The following is a 16512-nucleotide window of genomic DNA, read 5'->3' as shown; positions in this document are numbered from 1 at the left end:
CACGCAGCTCCAAGACGGACGATGAAGACGTGTTGGGTATACCTAATTGCGTCCAAATGAGTGAGCCGTAAGTATTATAAACGGCTGTGTTTTCTTACTGGAAGAATGGCGCGGCATTCAGAATCGTGTTCCTTTGCTCAACTGCACTGATGTTGGGGTGGCTCCACACGTGTCCAGGTGTAGTTTTTTCCCAGATGCTTCTTGCCGATGCTTGCGCGGGTGGCAATGGAAATAGTTTCAAAGATTGGCAACTCACCGGTGACAGCGGATACGACCAGATTAACGGCCTCATCTACGCTAGCGCCGTGAAAGGCTCGCGCTTCGATAACGTCGGCGGATTTCACCAAAACGATGAGATTCAGTACTTCTCCCTCGTCAGGATCATACAGTCGCCCAGTGTAAATTTGTGTTTCCTCTGAGGGGGTCAGATCAAAGACAATAACGCTGTTGCAGATCTTTTGCCCCCAGCTGAGGAGGTCTGGGTTCAGCACGTCGCGCGCGTCTGGATCGCCTTCGAAGACAACAAGTTTGCCGCAGAGTTTTTCTGACCCGGCTTTGCAGGGTTCCAGAAAAACAGTGTTAGGTGTCTCCCCCAAGCCCCAGTAACCTTCTAATGGACTTGGGTTTCTTGACACCATTCCCGTGTCCTGGTCCGCTTGGGCGCAGGCACCAAGGGCAATTGACGCGACAAGTGCCATGTCTCGAACGGGATTGTTCTGCCTTGGTCTGTACCATCTTGCGCCGATCTTCATGGCTCATTCCCTCCAACGCGCCGAGTTTCCTGCAAAATAGCGGCGGAGCGTTAGGAGGTTGCCCAGACCTGGTGGAGGTTGTGTGGAGATGTGTGCTTATGCGATTTGGCAAATCGATCGTTTCATCTAAACCCAAAAAAGCGATGCGGTTTTGCAATCTTCTTCTCACAGCCTTCCGCTGAAGACTGCAATGGAAGTTTCAATATAAACACCGCTCCTCGTTCACCGTTTCACTGTGCTTCAGTGTCACCTCCATGCGCCCTGGAAATCGCCCGAACCACCGACAATCCTAACCCTGTTCCTCCTTCTGAGCGGTTGCGAGACGCTTCGCCACGCCACCAGCGCTCGAAAACCTTATTGCGATCAGAGGGGGCGATCCCGGGGCCACAGTCAGCGACCGAGAGATAGGCGAATTGGCCGTCAGCAAACGTCCCTATCTTTAGATATTCACCACAAGCTGCATATCGGCTCGCATTTTCGATCAGAGCTGCCAGCGCTCGACGAATAAGGACTGGATCAGCAAGCAGATCCACCGGTTTCAGCGAAAACTCCATCCGCATTCCAAGCCGGTCCAGATCGGGGCGCATCGTTGTTATCACCCGCTCGACCTCTTCAACAAGGTCCACCTCAATACTTTGCGGAACGAAACGACCTGCACTCAGTCGCGAGAGCAGGCCGAGTTCGTCGACAATCCGAGAGAGAGAGTCTACCTGCGCGATCAGCCCGTCAGTCATTTCCTTCGACAGCGAGAAAGCCCCATCACCAAGGCCCTGGAGACGGCCACGCAAAATGGTAAGAGGCGTTCGCAACTCATGTGCGATTGCAGCAGAAGACTCCGTGGCTTCACGCTCGGCCTTTTCCAGGCCTTGTGTCATAACTCGAAAAGCGGCCAGCAGCTCCTGCGTTTCGGAGGCTCCGCCTTCGATTTCGGGAATATCCAGCCTGAGGTTGCCTTGCGCGATTTCATGCGCGGCGCGCGTTACGCTTTCAATTGGTGCGCTCAACCTGCGCGCAACCAACATTCCAGTCACGACAGACACAAGCGCAGCAATTGTAACCAGCGCAATCAGAGCGGCAAACTCCGCCTGCGCATACCCGCCTTCGCCCCAATAGATCGAAAACGCACTAACGAGAGATGTCAGGGCGTCAGGCGAGATGGTTTCGTCCCTGATCAGGGCCTGCAGTGTGGCCTGGTTTGCAACACTGAGACTGGTAAGCCAAATATCTTGCGCGGCCAAATAGAAGGTGACCATGCCAACGATGAAAACTCCAAGCGCAGTCAGAGCGATAAAAATCATCGAGAGCGACAGTCGGGTGCGGAGCTTCCACTGACGGCTGCTCATGTCAACGGTTCCAGCCGGTAGCCGACGCCACGAACCGTTTCCAGAAAACCTAAAACGCCTGCCTCTTCGAGTTTGCGGCGCGCATTTGAGATGTGGCTGTCAATCGTGCGTTCCAACACATCGCCTTCGGGCACACAGGCATCGATCAGCTCTGCGCGGGAAAATGCGCGCTGGGGCGTGCGACACATATGAGCAATGATTGCATATTCCGTCTGTGTGAGCGGGACAGGTGCGCGTGTGTCATCGTCAATCGCGAAGACAGAGTAAGCGCTCTTGTCAATGACTAGTGCGCCGACTGTCACCGGTCGTTCCTCTGGCCAGACGTCCGGGCCCGAACGGCGCAGCACGGCCTTGACCCGCTCCACCACCTCCAGAGCATTGAAGGGCTTGACCACATAGTCATCCGCGCCCAGCCGGAGCGCCGATATCTTCTCAATGTCTTCGGCCATTGCGGTGACCATGATAACCGGCGTGTCCGAGCTCTGCCGGATCACGCGCAGTACCTCGATACCGTCCTTTTTCGGCATCTTGACATCCAGCAGGGCGAGCGCGGGCTTGAGCTGGCGAAAATGAGACAATGCGAGATCACCATCTGCCGCAGTTACGGTGCGGAATCCGGCGCGCTCCAGATAGGCTTTGATTATCTCTGCAATCTCGCGCTCGTCCTCGGCGATGAGGATCAGATCATTGCTCATGGTCAATTTCCCTTCTGGTTGCCGCCACCCTACCCCGCGCGCGTGTAGTCCTTAACCACGCATTGTGGAGATTTGGTGAAGACAGGGCGCAGCTCTCCACCAAATCTGGACCGTTTCTCCGCCGCCGTTGGATGATCAGTGGCCATCTCCTTGGCTGACAACTTGATTGGCGAAGTCGGTGAAGGCAGCGCAGCAACCCGCACCGAGAGACCAAATTAGGAGACCGGACATGTCTTTTTCGAGTCACGTTGCCTGTGGTGTGTTTATCGCGTTTTTGGGCTGCTTGCTTTTGCTGCAGGGTGCGTGGTCTGACGCGGCAGGCACAGAGCGGCTGAATTTCAGGCATTCAGATGATACGCTTGCCGGAAGGCTCCTTCTGCCTGAGACACCCGGGCCCCATCCGGCAGTCATATTAGTGCATGGCGACGGAGCCCTCCGCTGGGACGCCTACGGTTACTATAAACCTTTCATCCAAGCCCTCAACGATGCCGGCTTTGCAGTTTACTCCTGGGACAAGCCCGGTGTTGGCGACTCCACGGGCAACTGGTTGAATCAGTCCATGCAGGACCGCGCCGATGAGGTCGCGACGGCTGCTGCCAAATTACGCAGTGATGCACGGGTTCAGCCGGAAAGGATCGGGCTCATGGGGTTCAGTCAGGCGGGTTGGGTCATGCCGAAAGCTATCGCCCAGCATTCTGGTTTCACTTTTATGGTTTCCGTTTCCGGTGCGATCAACTGGATTGATCAATCAAAATACACGACCCGTAACAGACTTCGACTGGAAGGTGCCACCAATGCGGAAATCCAGAAAGCCCTCGTTTTCGACCATATGATCGTGGCGATGATGGACGAAGACGCGGATTATCGGACCTATAGCCGTTTCGTGAAGGATGCCCCAGCTTGCTGCCGCGATTCTATGTCAGAGGACAGATGGCACTTCGTCAAAACGAACTTCCAGAGCGACGTGCGGGCAGATCTGCGTAAGGTAGATGTGCCCGTTCTTGCGCTGTTCGGGGATAAAGACCTGAATGTGGACTACGCGGAAAGTGCCTCGGTCTATCGCGACATTCTTACGCGAACACCTGGAGCTGATCGCATTGTTGTATTGCCCAGAGCGGATCACTCACTGCTTCCAACGGAAACTGAACGGCTGGTAACCACGGGTCCGGCTTTGACAAAACGATTGATTGCGATCGACCTGTTCGGCGCGGATGCTTTTGCCAATGACGCGCCCGGTCTCGTTGCCCGGTGGGTCTCATCGGCTCAGCACCAGTTTTGAGTAACGGCCACTAATCTGAGCAGCCCCTTACGGCTGGAAATCAACTGAGTGTTGAGAGTACATTATGGATCAACTTGAATCAGAATTTGCCGTTTACGAAGCAGTTTTCCAGGCCACTGGGATACTCGGGCTCGCGTTTCTCTTCTCCGTCGTGTCCGAGACCGTTTGGGATGTCGCGCGAGGACGCCGTAAATCCTATGGTGAAACTCTGGCAAACGGGTCTATTGCCATCGTTAGTGCGCTTCTTGAAAGAACGGCCTATGGTCTGGTTTTTGTTGTCGGCTTGCTGATTGCGACACCTCTGGCGGTGTTCCATGTACCCCAGGGCTGGTGGACAATTCCGGTCGCGGTGCTCGTGGCGGATTTTACTTACTACTGGATGCATCGCTGCGAACATGAAGTGCGCTTGTTCTGGGCAAACCACAGCGTTCATCATTCATCACCCGAGTTTAACTTCTCAACAGCTCTGCGTATCTCATGGATGGATGCACTCATAGAATGGGTTTTCTTCATCCCCATGATCCTGCTCGGCTTCAGCGTCGCCGAAACAGTTGTTGGCCTGGTCGTTGTTGTCGCCTACCAGAGCTGGATCCACACCGAAAAGGTCGGCAAGCTGGGGTGGCTTGAAGGGGTTTTGAATACACCTTCGGTTCATCGTGTTCATCATGGATCGAACGCAAGATACATCGACAAGAACTACGGCGGCATCCTCATCATTTGGGATCGTATGTTTGGCACCTATCAGCCCGAGGTCGAACCTGTCGCTTATGGCATCACAACACCAGTCAATTCCCACAATCCTCTTGTGATCAACTTCAAGGAATACACAAACATCTGGCGGGATATGCGTCATGCCGAAAGTTGGACCGATGGCGTAGGATACCTTTTTCGTTCACCCGGTTGGCGCGCAGAGGACCGGCAAGACGGAAAGAAACCAGCACAAAGATGAAACGCGCCATTGTCCTTTCTGGCATCGGTTTTCAGGCTGGCCGCGCAGTTTTCTTCGCATGCCGCGTCCTCAAGACCCAAGAGCGCAGCACTACCTAGTCGAACAGGTTGAATTTGCCGGGGGTGGCAGCGCCACCTTTGATGGAGAGTTTACCAAACTGCCAGCAGAAGGACCGTTTTCAGCAGTCATTTTACTGTCTGGTTCAGGCCCGAGCGATCGCGATGAAACGATCGCTGGCCATCTAATTCACCGATAGGGGTTGCCGTGTTGCGGCGTCTCGACGGAATGGCGATGGCGGCTATGGGCTTAATGAAGCTGTTCTCTGCTGTGAGACACAACAGGTCCTATGAGTCCTAAGCAGACCTGTTTTCCCCTGTAGTATCCAGCATACCGGTTGCGAAACAGTTACTCCCTGCCTCTGCAAAATTTACCATTGAGTGGATAAGGCTATCCATATGCCCGCAAACATCAGGGCTCCGCCAATGTTTACCCATGTGTGCCAAACAGCATACCGGTAAGGCAAAGTTTTTTGGGCGTAAAACACCGTTCCAATGACGTAGGCGACAGACCCAGCCAGGATGCACCACAGCGTCGTGATAGGTACATTCGTGAGGTCAGGAAGGGCACTCAACCCAATTGCACCCAGTCCAAGGTAGGATGCGGTAGACCATCGAGACTTGACCGTTTCGTTTGTGATTTTGTTCCAGACGGCCACGGCTGTCAGCCCCCAACAAATCCACAGCAGCGCCATCGTCCACGTCGTGTCTGCTAAGACGAAAAAAGGAGTGAAGGTACCCGAAATGCTGGAGTAGATCGCGGCGTGATCAATGCGTCGCAATAGTCTGCGCCTGTGGTGCCATGTGGAAAAGTGATAGGCGACGGATGCCAGATTGGACGACAGCGCACAAAGCACATAAACCACGACCGCAAGAACCAGTTTAGGTTCTAGACCGAGGATGGACTTATAAATAAGTAACCCGCCTGCCATCAGGATTGCCACCAACCCGATCGCATGGACGACAATGTCGGCACGGCGGTGCGCTTTGACAGGGCTTGGATATGTCGTTTCCGTCATTTTGGTTCCGGGCAAAGGTTTGTTTGGCGCTACATCGAGAGACGTGGAGTGTCCATGCTTCCGGCACGTCAGATCTCGACGCTATGACAGATGACCACTCTGTCTGCGAATTCTCCTTTGTTCTTCAATATGTCCAACGTCTGTTTTGTGTTTGTTTGCGATGTGCCCCATGAACCAGGTTCAAAATATCGGTCAATGTTGGCTCTGGGGCTCGTTCTGGACATGCGAATTCACGATAGCTAGCAAATGTGGGCTGCGCGGATGAACCAGACATTCAACTTGCGAAATTGAACGTCTGGTTATTGCTTGAGTTGAGGATGAAATATGGTTTCACCCGTGCTGCGACGTGTCCCACCAATGTGAGTGCATGAACGGTGTGATCGCTATCGTTTTACCGCTCAGCTTTTCGACCGAACCTGCAGTTAGCTCCAGTGTCATCCATGCCTCCGGTGTTGTCAGGAGATCTGGATACGGCGTCTGCTTGTCGGTCGGGGTAAACCCAAAACGGGGGTAGAATGACGGCACTCCCAACACGAATAAAGCGTCTGTTCCTATGGATTTGAGGTGATTTATGCTGGCTTCCATGATCTCCTTGCCAACACCATGGCCTTGATACTTCGGCGAGACCCCGCAAGGTGCCAGCAAGTAGCAACTTGTGTCAGGGTGGTCTTTGAAAACAAACGGTGTGAACAACACGTTGCCCGCGATCTTCCCATCACGCTCTGCACTGATCGAGATTGTCTTTGATTGGTCGAGAAAATCTCTCGCGAGCTGAGCTATTTCTGCTCCTTCAGCCTCGCCAAACGCCTGTCGGTGGACTTCCACGATGGCTTCAATTTCTGCGTGGTGCATTTTCATTCCTATCTTTGGTTCATTTGTGCGCGAACGGATTGGTTGCCCAAATGGGTAATCCGGTAGGGACCGCCATTTCTTGATTTGATGAAGCGCTTGTCCTTGAGACGTTTGAATACGTCCATTGTGCAGGCCGAGAAGACAAAGCCGTCGCGGGTAAAACACTGAACGGATTTCACTTTTCCGTTGTCGGCGCGCGTATATTTAATCTCGCCACCTAAGGCGAGTTCATGCAAAACACGTTGCTCGTGCTTTGAAATGTTCATTGGGATGTCTCGATTTTATGAAGGTACAGAAACAGGTCACTCAGCGTAGCGCGTGAGTGTGCCTATCAATGTTGGTGTTCCTGCATTCGCTTCGCCAGGAACGGGCGTTAGGCCCGGGACTCTTTCATAAAATCTCCATAACGAGAGGCGATCTGCCTCAAGTATGCGACGCACCTAGTCTTCGTTCCAAGTATCGTCAATACGAGTGTGTCCAAAAAATTTCCAAGCATGTGAATAAACCGCCATTCGACCGAACTGCAGTATTCGGTAATATCAGGCTCGTTCCGCCAACTCGCCGCATTGGATACGAGTGACCAGCCCAGGACGCACCCGTATTTCGCTACGTCGTGCACGAACTGAGGCTGGGCGGACAAAGTTGTCGTCGACATAAAACTCCCCAATCATCGAGCCTCAGATACAGAGCATTGGCGGTAGCCATGTTTCTCTTAGCGGGGACTGGTCCGGTTTTACAAAAGTCGCGCGGAAGCTCGTTACATTTTGCTGATATGCTAATAGAGCCGCGCCATGTTCCGAATTACACAATGGTTTTCGCAGCCAGCTTGCCGCTTTGCGAGCCGCCATGTTGCCTGTCCAAGTCCGAAACTCGTTCGGTCTTCGAACTTCAATCGTCAGCGTGATCATCTGATCTGAGATGGCGCCCCCGATAAAGCTGAAATCTCGCGACGGTCGTGTTTCTGAAGCCGCAGACAAGATGCCTGGCCCAGATTCTCTCAGTGCTTGTTCTCGGCCACTATCGTTTTTGATCCAATCCTGAATCTGGAGATACGTTTGCAGGTTGGCCGAAGCTCGCTGCTTGGTCGGATTGCGCCGCCACCGCGATGTCATCTCGGACTCATTTTGTGGCAAGGTAAAAACATAATCTGATGACAGTTCGTAGGCATAGCTTTCAACGACACCTTCTGCGGCATCCACAACCATGACACATAGAATGAACTTGTCATCGGGATGCGCAATCGTGGTTGCCCAAATGCGTGCTTCGGCAGTACAGCGTTCTCGCGACAAAGAAACTGGTTGATGATTAGGTGCGCCCCAGAGCAGCCCAATGACCGCTTTGGGAGATGCATCTTGGTCATAGATGCCATCAAACCCATCAGGTTTCTCGGCGACAACACGGCAGACCACATAATTTGAATAAGCAAGCGCGAGGTCTTTGTCGTTCGTCAGTGCCTCGCCACGATGCGGTTCTAAGCACGAATTTCCAATGATGGGCGAAACATCGGGGTGCTGGGGCCAGTCAGGGCGCATAGTTTCGAGCCAGAGACTCTGAGGGTTTTCAGTTGCAAATTTGAAATCTTCAAGCATTCGTAACTGGTATGAAAACTCCTGAGTTCCTTTGTTACCCGTCTGAAAACGTACATATGCGTTCAGGTGTGGGTAAATTTTTCCAGCGACTGGTTGGGGTCCGACCTCGATAACGGTTTTTACGGTAGTTGCAGTGCTCGAATTTTTAGTGCCCATCCATTTCGCGCGAATTGGATCGTAGAACAGAACCAACGCAAGAATAAGCCCAACAACACAAATCAGGGCTGAGATCGAAGCCAAATATCTTACGAACATTATGTATCACCGAAATGTACTTGTTTTATGCCTAAGTATTGTTGGCTTGCAACGCAATCTCCCTTTGGATGTGTTGGTAACCCTACCCAGTTTTGTCGTAGCCGCAGTCTGATCCTTAAGGTGATCCGGCAACCATTGTCGGAGAACGTAAATAGTGAGCCCGAATTGTTGAGACTCACCTGCATTGAATGCAACACCTTAGAATTTATGCCCTTTTTTCATGTTTCGACGATCCAAGCATTGCCAGTAATGTCGGCACGCGTTGAAACGCCCACTGATCTAAAGAACTGGCAACAGCTCGATATCCGAGGCGCTAGTGTGATGGAGGCTTCTTACCGCATCAACCTAACATCAGGCGCAGCGGTGGGGGGTGCAATTTATCCTCCCACGTAAACACCGCTCTTGGGTCGGTAGAAAATCTTCTGATCATGAAGCCTGCCTAAGAGCGATTGAATACGGCGTAATGACTCTTCCCGTTCCAATCTTTCACCCTCAAGCTCACCGGTTGTTTCATGAGATAGTGAAGCCATTGCGCGTCGCAGAGAGGTTTCGATAAGATCAATGTCCTCGACCGACAGTTCGAACATGTCATTATAAAGGGGCATTCTAAGACCTCGTGCTTAGGCGTGGATCTTCAGATTGCCTCAGCCAGCCCCTTTTTTCCAGTTGTCTCCAATGACGACCCCATCTGTGCCTCATTGTGAAACTGTCGTGCCATCTTTCCAGTAGACTGGCGGTATCCTAATTTGAAACCAACGTCAGCTCGGGTCTTATAGCTGGCCTTGTAGGCAGAGCAACTCCTGTTCGTGGGGTCATCAGGATCGCCATCAATTGCGGCTCAAAACTGCCATTTACCCCAAGCAACGATTGATGTGGCGCGGCGCTTCATACCGGTCAATACCGGAAAATGCAGCCTCTAGAGCTGGTTGGCCCACCAAAACGGCCACAAAGCTGCAGTTCGCCGCATTTGCAGGATTGAGTGAAACTAACGACAACCATGCGCAGAAAGCGGACTTTCCGATCGACCTTGTGAAATTTGAGGCGGAGCGGCGCCAGATTAACGAGCCGAATGCCCCCGAAGAACTACATACGACAAAATCACCGGCCAAGTCACAGCGTGGCTGGTTGATGAAAAGCCCCAAAAAACTGAGCTCTTCTCACAATAACCAAAGCTGTCTCGTTCCTAAGTTGGAGTTGTAACCACAAGATAAGGAGATGGAAATGGAACGCTTCAGCACAATCAAAAACCTCAGTGTCGTACCCGCACTGGTGATTGCACTGACGGCAGGATCGGCCATGGCAGGACCGGGTGAACACTCGGATGGCACTGCTAATCAAAGCACCCAAATTGGCCGATCTGAGACGCCCCGGGACATGGCATATGATGCAGCGAATACTTCGACAACCGTCACACGGAAAATTGCTAACCTCTCACCATTGGAAGCGACGCAAGATATGGGAAACGCCCAGGAATTTCCGACTGTCACTGGCAAAATGGTCAATCGTATCACAAACCTCTCCCCGCTAGACGCATCGCAGAATGTGGGCACAGGTCCTCTTGATACGGGCGGGTCACTGAGTGCGGACAGTGATTTCTACCTTGATGGTGAAGCACATTTCCTGTCAGCCAGCACGGATATTGAAAACGGCTCAACTGAGACGAACGCGCGTGTCGGTGCCACTGATGGAGCCATCACACAGGACGCAGAGCAGAAAATTCAAGACATGTCCGCTGGTCAGTACATTGATGCGTTTGGGAAAGCCATAACCGGAGCCCTCAAGTTCAATGCATGGAAAGATAACCCCAACAAACCGCCAATCGGCCGCCCTATCGGAAATACAAGAGCAGCGCATACTGCTCAATTTGAGACAAATCAGAGCTAATAAGCGTTTCGTTCTTGGTCACAGCTTTAGTGCGCGTGAAGATTACAATGAAACGGAACTAGGTTTTTAATCAAAGGTGGTCGGGTCAAGTGATTGACCCAGCCACCTAGAAGCCATTCTGGATATGTAGTCGGCTCTTTACCGCGCTTCGAGCGGATCAATTTTCAACAGCTGGCATATCTGATTGGTTTGACTAAGCGTGACATCCGGACGGTCTCAGATCTTGAATTGAAGATGATCTGTGACCGCCTCAATGCGACACAAAGAAAGTGCCTGAGATGCAAGACGCCCTCAGAGGTGTTTCCGGAAAAAATGCTAGAGGAAAGCGATGAGGCCCCTACCCTGACTATCGACAGGTGTTGCAGCTTAAGTATCGCTCACAGCTTTCGCTTGGCTTAGGGTTCCGCACTCTCTCGCAACCAACCTAGACTATATCCAGAACGAACCTCGTACATCTGCTCGTCGGAAACCCGTTGGAGTTTGTACTTCAAGCTCCGTACCGGAGTCCCAGTAACCGGCATCCACCATTCCAATTGCGACGTTTGTATCGAAGTCTGGCGACCAAGCAGCTGAAGTAACTTGACCAACTCGCTTTCGACCGTCGAACAGAGGCCAAGCCGAGCGAGCTGGGGGCACGGGATCTCCTGGAATGGAAATCGCGCGGATCTGTCGGGTCGAGCCAGTTTCAACTTCGCTGGCAAGTGCTTGCTTGCCAATGTGGTCACTGTTCTCGTTCGGTTTGCAGAATTTGCCCAATCCGCACTCCAGCGGCGAGTTTTCCATGGTCATATCGTTGCCATAGCTCAACAATCCGCCTTCGATCCGTTCGATCAAATTTGGACATCCCGGACGAACATTCAGATCATCTCCGGCTTCGAAAAGGGCGTTCCACAGTGGCATACCGTAGGCACCATTTTCGACATAGATCTCATAGCCGCCCTGTTTCGAGTAGCCAGACCGCGCCACCACAAATGACGTGTCCTGAAACGCTAATCGTTTATACCTGAAAAAGCGGATGTCGCGCACCTCTTCGCCAAAGACCCGGGCCATCAGGTCATCTGATTTTGGTCCTTGCACTGCCAAGGGTGAAACGTCAGGCTCAAACACGCGTACATCCATGCCCGCACCAACGGCCAAACCCTTAATCCACAATAACAGATCGCTGTCGGCGATTGAGATCCACCAGCGATCCTCGCTGTGTTTGATCGCCACCGGGTCGTTCAGCATGCCACCGTTTTCATCAACAATTGGTACGTAGTAGCACTGGTCTTCCTGCATGTTCTCAAGATTTCGGGGTGTCAATCGCCGCATAAGGCGACCAGCATCCGGGCCGTTTAGTTCGATTTGCCGTTCGCAGGATACATCCCAGACCTGAACATGAGATTTGAGATGCCGATAGTCGGCCTCGACGCTTTCGAAAACCGTCGGCAGCAGCATCCGGTTGTAAACGGTGTAGGCGGTAACGCCTTTGTCTTCGACGCCCTCTGAAAAAGGTGTCTGGCGCAGGCGACGGGATTGGGACAGCAGGCGCATTTCAAAGGTCCATTGCTTTGGCGCGATCCCGAAGCTGGAACTTCTGAATCTTACCGGTGGAGGTTTTGGGAAGAGTTTCGAAGACGACGACTTTGGGGGCCTTGAACCCGGCCAGATGCTCGCGGCAGAAGGCTATGATCTCGTCAGATGTTGTTTCGGCACCTTCGCGCAATTCGACAAAGGCGCAGGGGACTTCGCCCCATTTATCGTGTGGCATCGCAACCACGGCAGCGGCCTGTACGGCCTCATGGCGGTAGAGTACTGCTTCGACCTCGACCGAAGAAATGTTTTCTCCGCCGGAAATGATAACGTCTTTCAGGCGGTCACGTATCTGGATGTAGCCGTTTTCATGTAAGACAGCGCCGTCGCCGGACCAGAACCAACCGTCCTCAAAAGCTTTCGACGTGGCCTCGGCGTCCTTGTAGTACCCCGCCATCACCGTGTTGCCCCGAATGGCGATTTCGCCCTGTGTAACACCATCGCGTGTTACGGGTGTGTCACTGTTACGGTCGATCACTGTGACCTCTTCGACCATCGGAAAGGCGATGCCTTGCTGCGCTTGCAATTCGGCTTGCTCCGCTGGACTGAGTTGGTCCCAGTCATCCTGCCAAAGACACTGTGAGATATGGCCGTAGGTCTCTGTCAGGCCGTAGACCTGCATGACGTCGAGCCCCATCGAGCGGGTTTTTTCCAGTACCGAAGGCGGCGGTGGTGCACCCGCCGTCAAAACGCGGATTGCAGGATCGAATGGGGCCGCGTCGCTCGCGGCTTCGGCCAACATTTGCAACACGATGGGCGCCGCACCGAAATGAGTCACGCCATGGGTACGGATCGCGTTCAGAATACGGTCTGCCGCCGGAACACGAGTAAACACGACAGTCGCGCCAAGCATGGCCATCAACCACGGGTGCCCCCAGCCGTTGCAGTGGAACATCGGCACCACCGACAGATAGACCGGGTAAGGCGGCATCTGCCAAGCTGTCCCTGTGCCGAGCGCCACCAGATAGGCCCCGCGATGGTGATAGACAACGCCTTTCGGGCGACCGGACGTACCGGACGTGTAGTTCAACGCAATGGCATCCCATTCATCATCGGGCAGTTCTATTGGTAGCGGTGTGGCTTCAGTCAACGCCTCGTAGGTTTGCCCACCAAGGCTCTCACCGGTGACCGCAGGATCGACGATTTCGACCACTGGCAAGGTCCGACCAAGTAGTTCAAAGGCTTTCGACAAAAGCGGTACAAGCTCCTGATCCACGATCACCAGCTTCGTGTCCGCGTGATCCAGAATGTAGGCGATGGTTTCCGGCTCCAGCCGCGTGTTCAGTGTGTTGAGGACACCGCCCGTCAACGGTAGGGCAAAGTGCAACTCAAAGAGTTCCGGGACATTCGGGCTCAGCACTGAAACCGTGTCGCCTTTCTGCACGCCAAGTTCGACCAGCCCACCGGCCACAGCGCGAATGCGGGTTGCAGTTTCGGCCCATGTTCTTTGAATGTCGCCATAGATCACCGCCGTTCGCGCGCCGTGCAGATTTTCGGCGCGGCGCAGGAAAGATATCGGTGACAAGGGCACATGGTTTGCCCGCGTCTTTTGAAGAGCTTCGAATTGCTGACGCATCCCGGTTCCGCCTGAGTTAGCTGTTGGGCCGCACGCGGGCGGCGGTTTTGTTTGCAAAAGCTTCCAGGCGCGCACGGGCCGCAGGTTGGGTATTGACCACTCCACCCACCACAGCCTCTGCATAGGCGGCATCCATGCCGGACATGTTGTTCAAGTGGCTAATCGCAGAACAGATGGCAAAGTTCGTCAGTGGCAGGTTCTTCGCAATTTGTTCTGCCAGCTCCATTGCCTTGGCCATGCTGCCGCCATCTTCGGTGATGTATTGCGCCAATCCCAGATCAACGGCCTCTTGTCCCTGATAGACGCGGCCCGTCAGGATCATGTCGATCATGCGGTACTTGCCGATCATGTCTGAAACACGGATTGTCGCTCCACCACCGGTGAAAATCCCGCGCTGGCCTTCGGGCAGGGCGAAATAGGTTCCCGGATCGATCACCCGGATATGCGCCGCGCTGGCGAGTTCCAGTCCTCCGCCGACAACGGCACCTTTGAGTGCAGCAATGATCGGCACACCGCCATACTCCATCTTATTGAATGCCTCATGCCAACGCAGGCAGACATGCATGAAGTCATCCGGGCTACGGTCGGCTTTCCAATGCTCAACCAGATCAAGACCCGCGCAGAAATGGTCGCCTTCACCAGCGAGAACCACGGCTCTGACCCCAGCCATACGTGCTCCGCTAAAAAAGCGGATCAGTTCCTCGATTGTGGCCACATCCAGCGCATTGCGCTTTGAAGGGCGGTTCAAAGTTACGACGTACAGACCGTTCTCACGCTCTGAAATCGCGAGGTTTTCGTAAGTGTCAGGGTTCACGACATCATTCATGGGTCAGGTCCTTTCAAGGAATTATTCGGCAAAAGCCGCATCAAGCAGGCTGCGCGAGCCGTACAGAATGCGAGTGTGTTCGGTCATGCATTCAGGCAAAATGTGCTGCGCAAAGAAAAGGGCGGTGGCAATTTTCTGGGACATGAATTGCGTTTTCTGTCCAGCATCCAGCGCATCCTGCGCGGCTAACGCACCCTTCGCCAGCTTCCATCCCGCCGCCAGCGTACCCGCCAACATCAGGAACGGGACCGAGCCCGCAAAGGCTGCATCGATGTCCTTTCGGCAGTTTTCCAACAACCAATCCAATGCGGTTTCAAACGCGCCGCGCGCCTGCGCAAGACTTGTGCTGATAGCTTGCGCCGTTGCGTCACCGTCGGCCAGTTCCGCTTCGGTTGCCTTTATCCGAGCTGCGAAGCGGCGGGCAGTTTCGCCGCCGTCGCGCATTACCTTGCGTCCCAGAAGGTCGTTGGCCTGAATGGCGGTGGTGCCTTCGTAAATCGGCAGAATGCGTGCGTCGCGGTAATGCTGCGCGGCACCGGTTTCCTCGATAAAGCCCATGCCGCCATGGATTTGCACGCCCAGCGATGCGACCTCAACTGCACGTTCCGAGCAGAAACCTTTGACCAGCGGAACCATGAATTCGGCCAGGGCAGCCATCTCCGGATTGTCTTGATGATGTGCGATGTCCAACAACCCAGCGGTCGCCGCTGCCATGGCCCGACCGCCTTGCGTCAGGCTGCGCATCCGCATGAGCATACGGCGGACATCCGGGTGTTCAATGATGGCGACTGCATCTTTGGCCTGACCATTCACCGGACGGCTTTGCACCCGCTCGCGTGCATAGGCCAGGGCACGTTGGTAGGCCCGCTCAGAAGTCGCAATACCCTGCACACCAACGGAGAACCGCGCTGCGTTCATCATGATGAACATGTATTCCAACCCGCGATTTTCATCGCCGATCAAGAACCCCGTGGCATCATTGTATTCCAGAACCGCCGTCGGGCTGGCGCGAACACCAAGTTTGTGTTCGATGCTCACACAGTTGACCGTATTTTCTGATCCTACCGTCCCGTCCGCTTCCACAAGCTTCTGCGGCACGATGAACAGGCTCAGCCCCTTAGGCCCGGCAGGTGCGTCGGGTGTACGGGCCAATACCAAATGGATGATGTTCTCGGTCAGATCATGAGCGCCATATGTGATGAAAATTTTCGTTCCTGAGATGCCATAGCTGCCATCCGCACGTTGCACCGCTTTGGTCGCCACGCGCCCCAGATCGCTGCCCGCTTGTGGTTCCGTCAGGTTCATCGTGCCGGACCAGCGTCCAGCAATCAGCGGTTCAAGGTACATGGCTTTCTGATCATCCGAACCCGTCAGCAGTAGCGCCTCAATGGCCCCATCAGTCAGGAGTGGGCAGAGGCCAAAGCTCATATCAGCGGCATTCAGCATTTCCACGGCTGCTGCGCCGACGGTTCGCGGCAACCCCATGCCACCGTATTCCACCGGGTGGGTCAGGGCCTGCCAACCCATCTCGACGAACTGTGCATAGGCCTGCGCGTCGCCCTCAGGCATAGTCACGCGCCCGTTGCCAAACCGGGCCCCCAAAGTGTCTCCAATATGGGACAAAGGCGCGATCTGCTCACCGCAGAACCGGGCATAGCCTTCGAGAACAGCACCAATATCCTCCAAGTCGTAGTCCGAATATGCGGCCAGCGACGACACCTTCTCCCAGTGGGACAAGTGCTCGACACAAAACATCAAATCCTGAACGGGCGGCTGATAGGACATTCCAGGCTCCCTGGCGGTCATTATGGTTTCGCGTCATTTATCTGCCCTATGGATTGTCGATAAGCTCATTTCTTGACAAA

At 54.0% G+C, this 16512-nt stretch carries 16 protein-coding genes; 4 read left to right on the top strand and 12 right to left on the bottom strand.

Annotation, left to right across the window (positions count from 1 at the left end):
• Nucleotides 1-137: 137 nt before the first annotated feature.
• The 3 genes from GOX61_RS18675 to GOX61_RS18665 all read right to left on the bottom strand — a co-directional run bounded on the left by GOX61_RS18675 (nucleotide 138) and on the right by GOX61_RS18665 (nucleotide 2790).
• Nucleotides 138-752, bottom strand: coding sequence for a DUF2147 domain-containing protein (locus GOX61_RS18675; protein WP_170336170.1), 615 nt, complete (start codon nucleotides 750-752; stop codon nucleotides 138-140).
• Nucleotides 753-982: 230 nt separating this feature from the next.
• On the bottom strand, nucleotides 983-2095 hold the full coding sequence (locus GOX61_RS18670; RefSeq protein WP_170336169.1) for an ATP-binding protein: 1113 nt from the start codon (nucleotides 2093-2095) through the stop codon (nucleotides 983-985).
• On the bottom strand, nucleotides 2092-2790 hold the full coding sequence (locus tag GOX61_RS18665; RefSeq protein WP_170336167.1) for a response regulator: 699 nt from the start codon (nucleotides 2788-2790) through the stop codon (nucleotides 2092-2094). The genes GOX61_RS18670 and GOX61_RS18665 overlap by 4 nt, the downstream gene beginning before the upstream one ends.
• Nucleotides 2791-3019: 229 nt before the next feature.
• Between GOX61_RS18665 and GOX61_RS18660 the strand changes: the two genes are divergently transcribed.
• Both GOX61_RS18660 and GOX61_RS18655 read left to right on the top strand, forming a co-directional pair.
• Complete coding sequence (locus tag GOX61_RS18660) at nucleotides 3020-4069, top strand: alpha/beta hydrolase family protein (protein WP_170336165.1); 1050 nt, start codon at nucleotides 3020-3022, stop codon at nucleotides 4067-4069.
• A 64-nt stretch (nucleotides 4070-4133) separates the two neighbouring features.
• On the top strand, nucleotides 4134-5018 hold the full coding sequence (locus GOX61_RS18655; RefSeq protein ID WP_170336163.1) for a sterol desaturase family protein: 885 nt from the start codon (nucleotides 4134-4136) through the stop codon (nucleotides 5016-5018).
• 427 nt (nucleotides 5019-5445) lie between these two features.
• Here the strand turns inward: GOX61_RS18655 and trhA are convergent, their stop codons facing one another.
• From trhA to GOX61_RS22670, 5 genes are all read right to left on the bottom strand, one after another.
• Complete coding sequence (gene trhA, locus GOX61_RS18650; RefSeq protein WP_170336161.1) at nucleotides 5446-6093, bottom strand: PAQR family membrane homeostasis protein TrhA; 648 nt, start codon at nucleotides 6091-6093, stop codon at nucleotides 5446-5448.
• A 330-nt stretch (nucleotides 6094-6423) separates the two neighbouring features.
• Nucleotides 6424-6945 (bottom strand): GNAT family N-acetyltransferase, encoded by a 522-nt coding sequence (locus GOX61_RS18645; RefSeq protein ID WP_170336159.1) that lies wholly within the window; start codon nucleotides 6943-6945, stop codon nucleotides 6424-6426.
• Between the two features lie 8 nt (nucleotides 6946-6953).
• The gene (locus GOX61_RS18640) at nucleotides 6954-7211 is read right to left on the bottom strand and encodes a YjhX family toxin (protein ID WP_170336157.1); all 258 of its coding nucleotides are present in this window, start codon (nucleotides 7209-7211) and stop codon (nucleotides 6954-6956) included.
• Between the two features lie 411 nt (nucleotides 7212-7622).
• The gene (locus GOX61_RS18635; RefSeq protein WP_170336155.1) at nucleotides 7623-8726 is read right to left on the bottom strand and encodes a hypothetical protein; all 1104 of its coding nucleotides are present in this window, start codon (nucleotides 8724-8726) and stop codon (nucleotides 7623-7625) included.
• Nucleotides 8727-9166: 440 nt separating this feature from the next.
• A complete protein-coding gene (locus GOX61_RS22670) occupies nucleotides 9167-9394 on the bottom strand; it encodes a hypothetical protein (RefSeq protein ID WP_254436921.1) in 228 nt (75 codons plus the stop codon).
• A 226-nt stretch (nucleotides 9395-9620) separates the two neighbouring features.
• Between GOX61_RS22670 and GOX61_RS18630 the strand changes: the two genes are divergently transcribed.
• Both GOX61_RS18630 and GOX61_RS18625 read left to right on the top strand, forming a co-directional pair.
• Entirely contained in the window at nucleotides 9621-9989 is a 369-nt protein-coding gene (locus GOX61_RS18630) for a hypothetical protein (RefSeq protein ID WP_170336153.1), read from the top strand.
• A 21-nt stretch (nucleotides 9990-10010) separates the two neighbouring features.
• Nucleotides 10011-10673: a hypothetical protein gene (locus tag GOX61_RS18625; protein WP_170336151.1), complete on the top strand. Its 663-nt coding sequence runs from the start codon at nucleotides 10011-10013 to the stop codon at nucleotides 10671-10673.
• A 429-nt stretch (nucleotides 10674-11102) separates the two neighbouring features.
• Here GOX61_RS18625 and GOX61_RS18620 read toward each other — a convergent pair whose 3' ends face one another.
• Genes GOX61_RS18620 through GOX61_RS18605 form a run of 4 tightly spaced genes read right to left on the bottom strand, consistent with a single transcriptional unit; the run spans nucleotide 11103 to nucleotide 16432 of the window.
• Entirely contained in the window at nucleotides 11103-12206 is a 1104-nt protein-coding gene (locus tag GOX61_RS18620) for a dimethylsulfoniopropionate demethylase (RefSeq protein WP_170336149.1), read from the bottom strand.
• Between the two features lies 1 nt (nucleotide 12207).
• On the bottom strand, nucleotides 12208-13821 hold the full coding sequence (locus tag GOX61_RS18615) for an AMP-binding protein (RefSeq protein ID WP_170336147.1): 1614 nt from the start codon (nucleotides 13819-13821) through the stop codon (nucleotides 12208-12210).
• A gap of 16 nt (nucleotides 13822-13837) precedes the next feature.
• Nucleotides 13838-14647: a methylthioacryloyl-CoA hydratase gene (gene dmdD / locus GOX61_RS18610; RefSeq protein ID WP_170336145.1), complete on the bottom strand. Its 810-nt coding sequence runs from the start codon at nucleotides 14645-14647 to the stop codon at nucleotides 13838-13840.
• Between the two features lie 21 nt (nucleotides 14648-14668).
• Nucleotides 14669-16432: an acyl-CoA dehydrogenase gene (locus GOX61_RS18605; RefSeq protein WP_170336143.1), complete on the bottom strand. Its 1764-nt coding sequence runs from the start codon at nucleotides 16430-16432 to the stop codon at nucleotides 14669-14671.
• Between the last annotated feature and the right edge of the window lie 80 nt (nucleotides 16433-16512).

The organism is Ruegeria arenilitoris, from assembly GCF_013030265.1.
GTDB classification, from domain to species: domain Bacteria; phylum Pseudomonadota; class Alphaproteobacteria; order Rhodobacterales; family Rhodobacteraceae; genus Ruegeria; species Ruegeria arenilitoris_E.
Note: the sequence above shows the minus strand (reverse complement) of the source record. Positions and strands in the feature narration are given on the sequence as shown.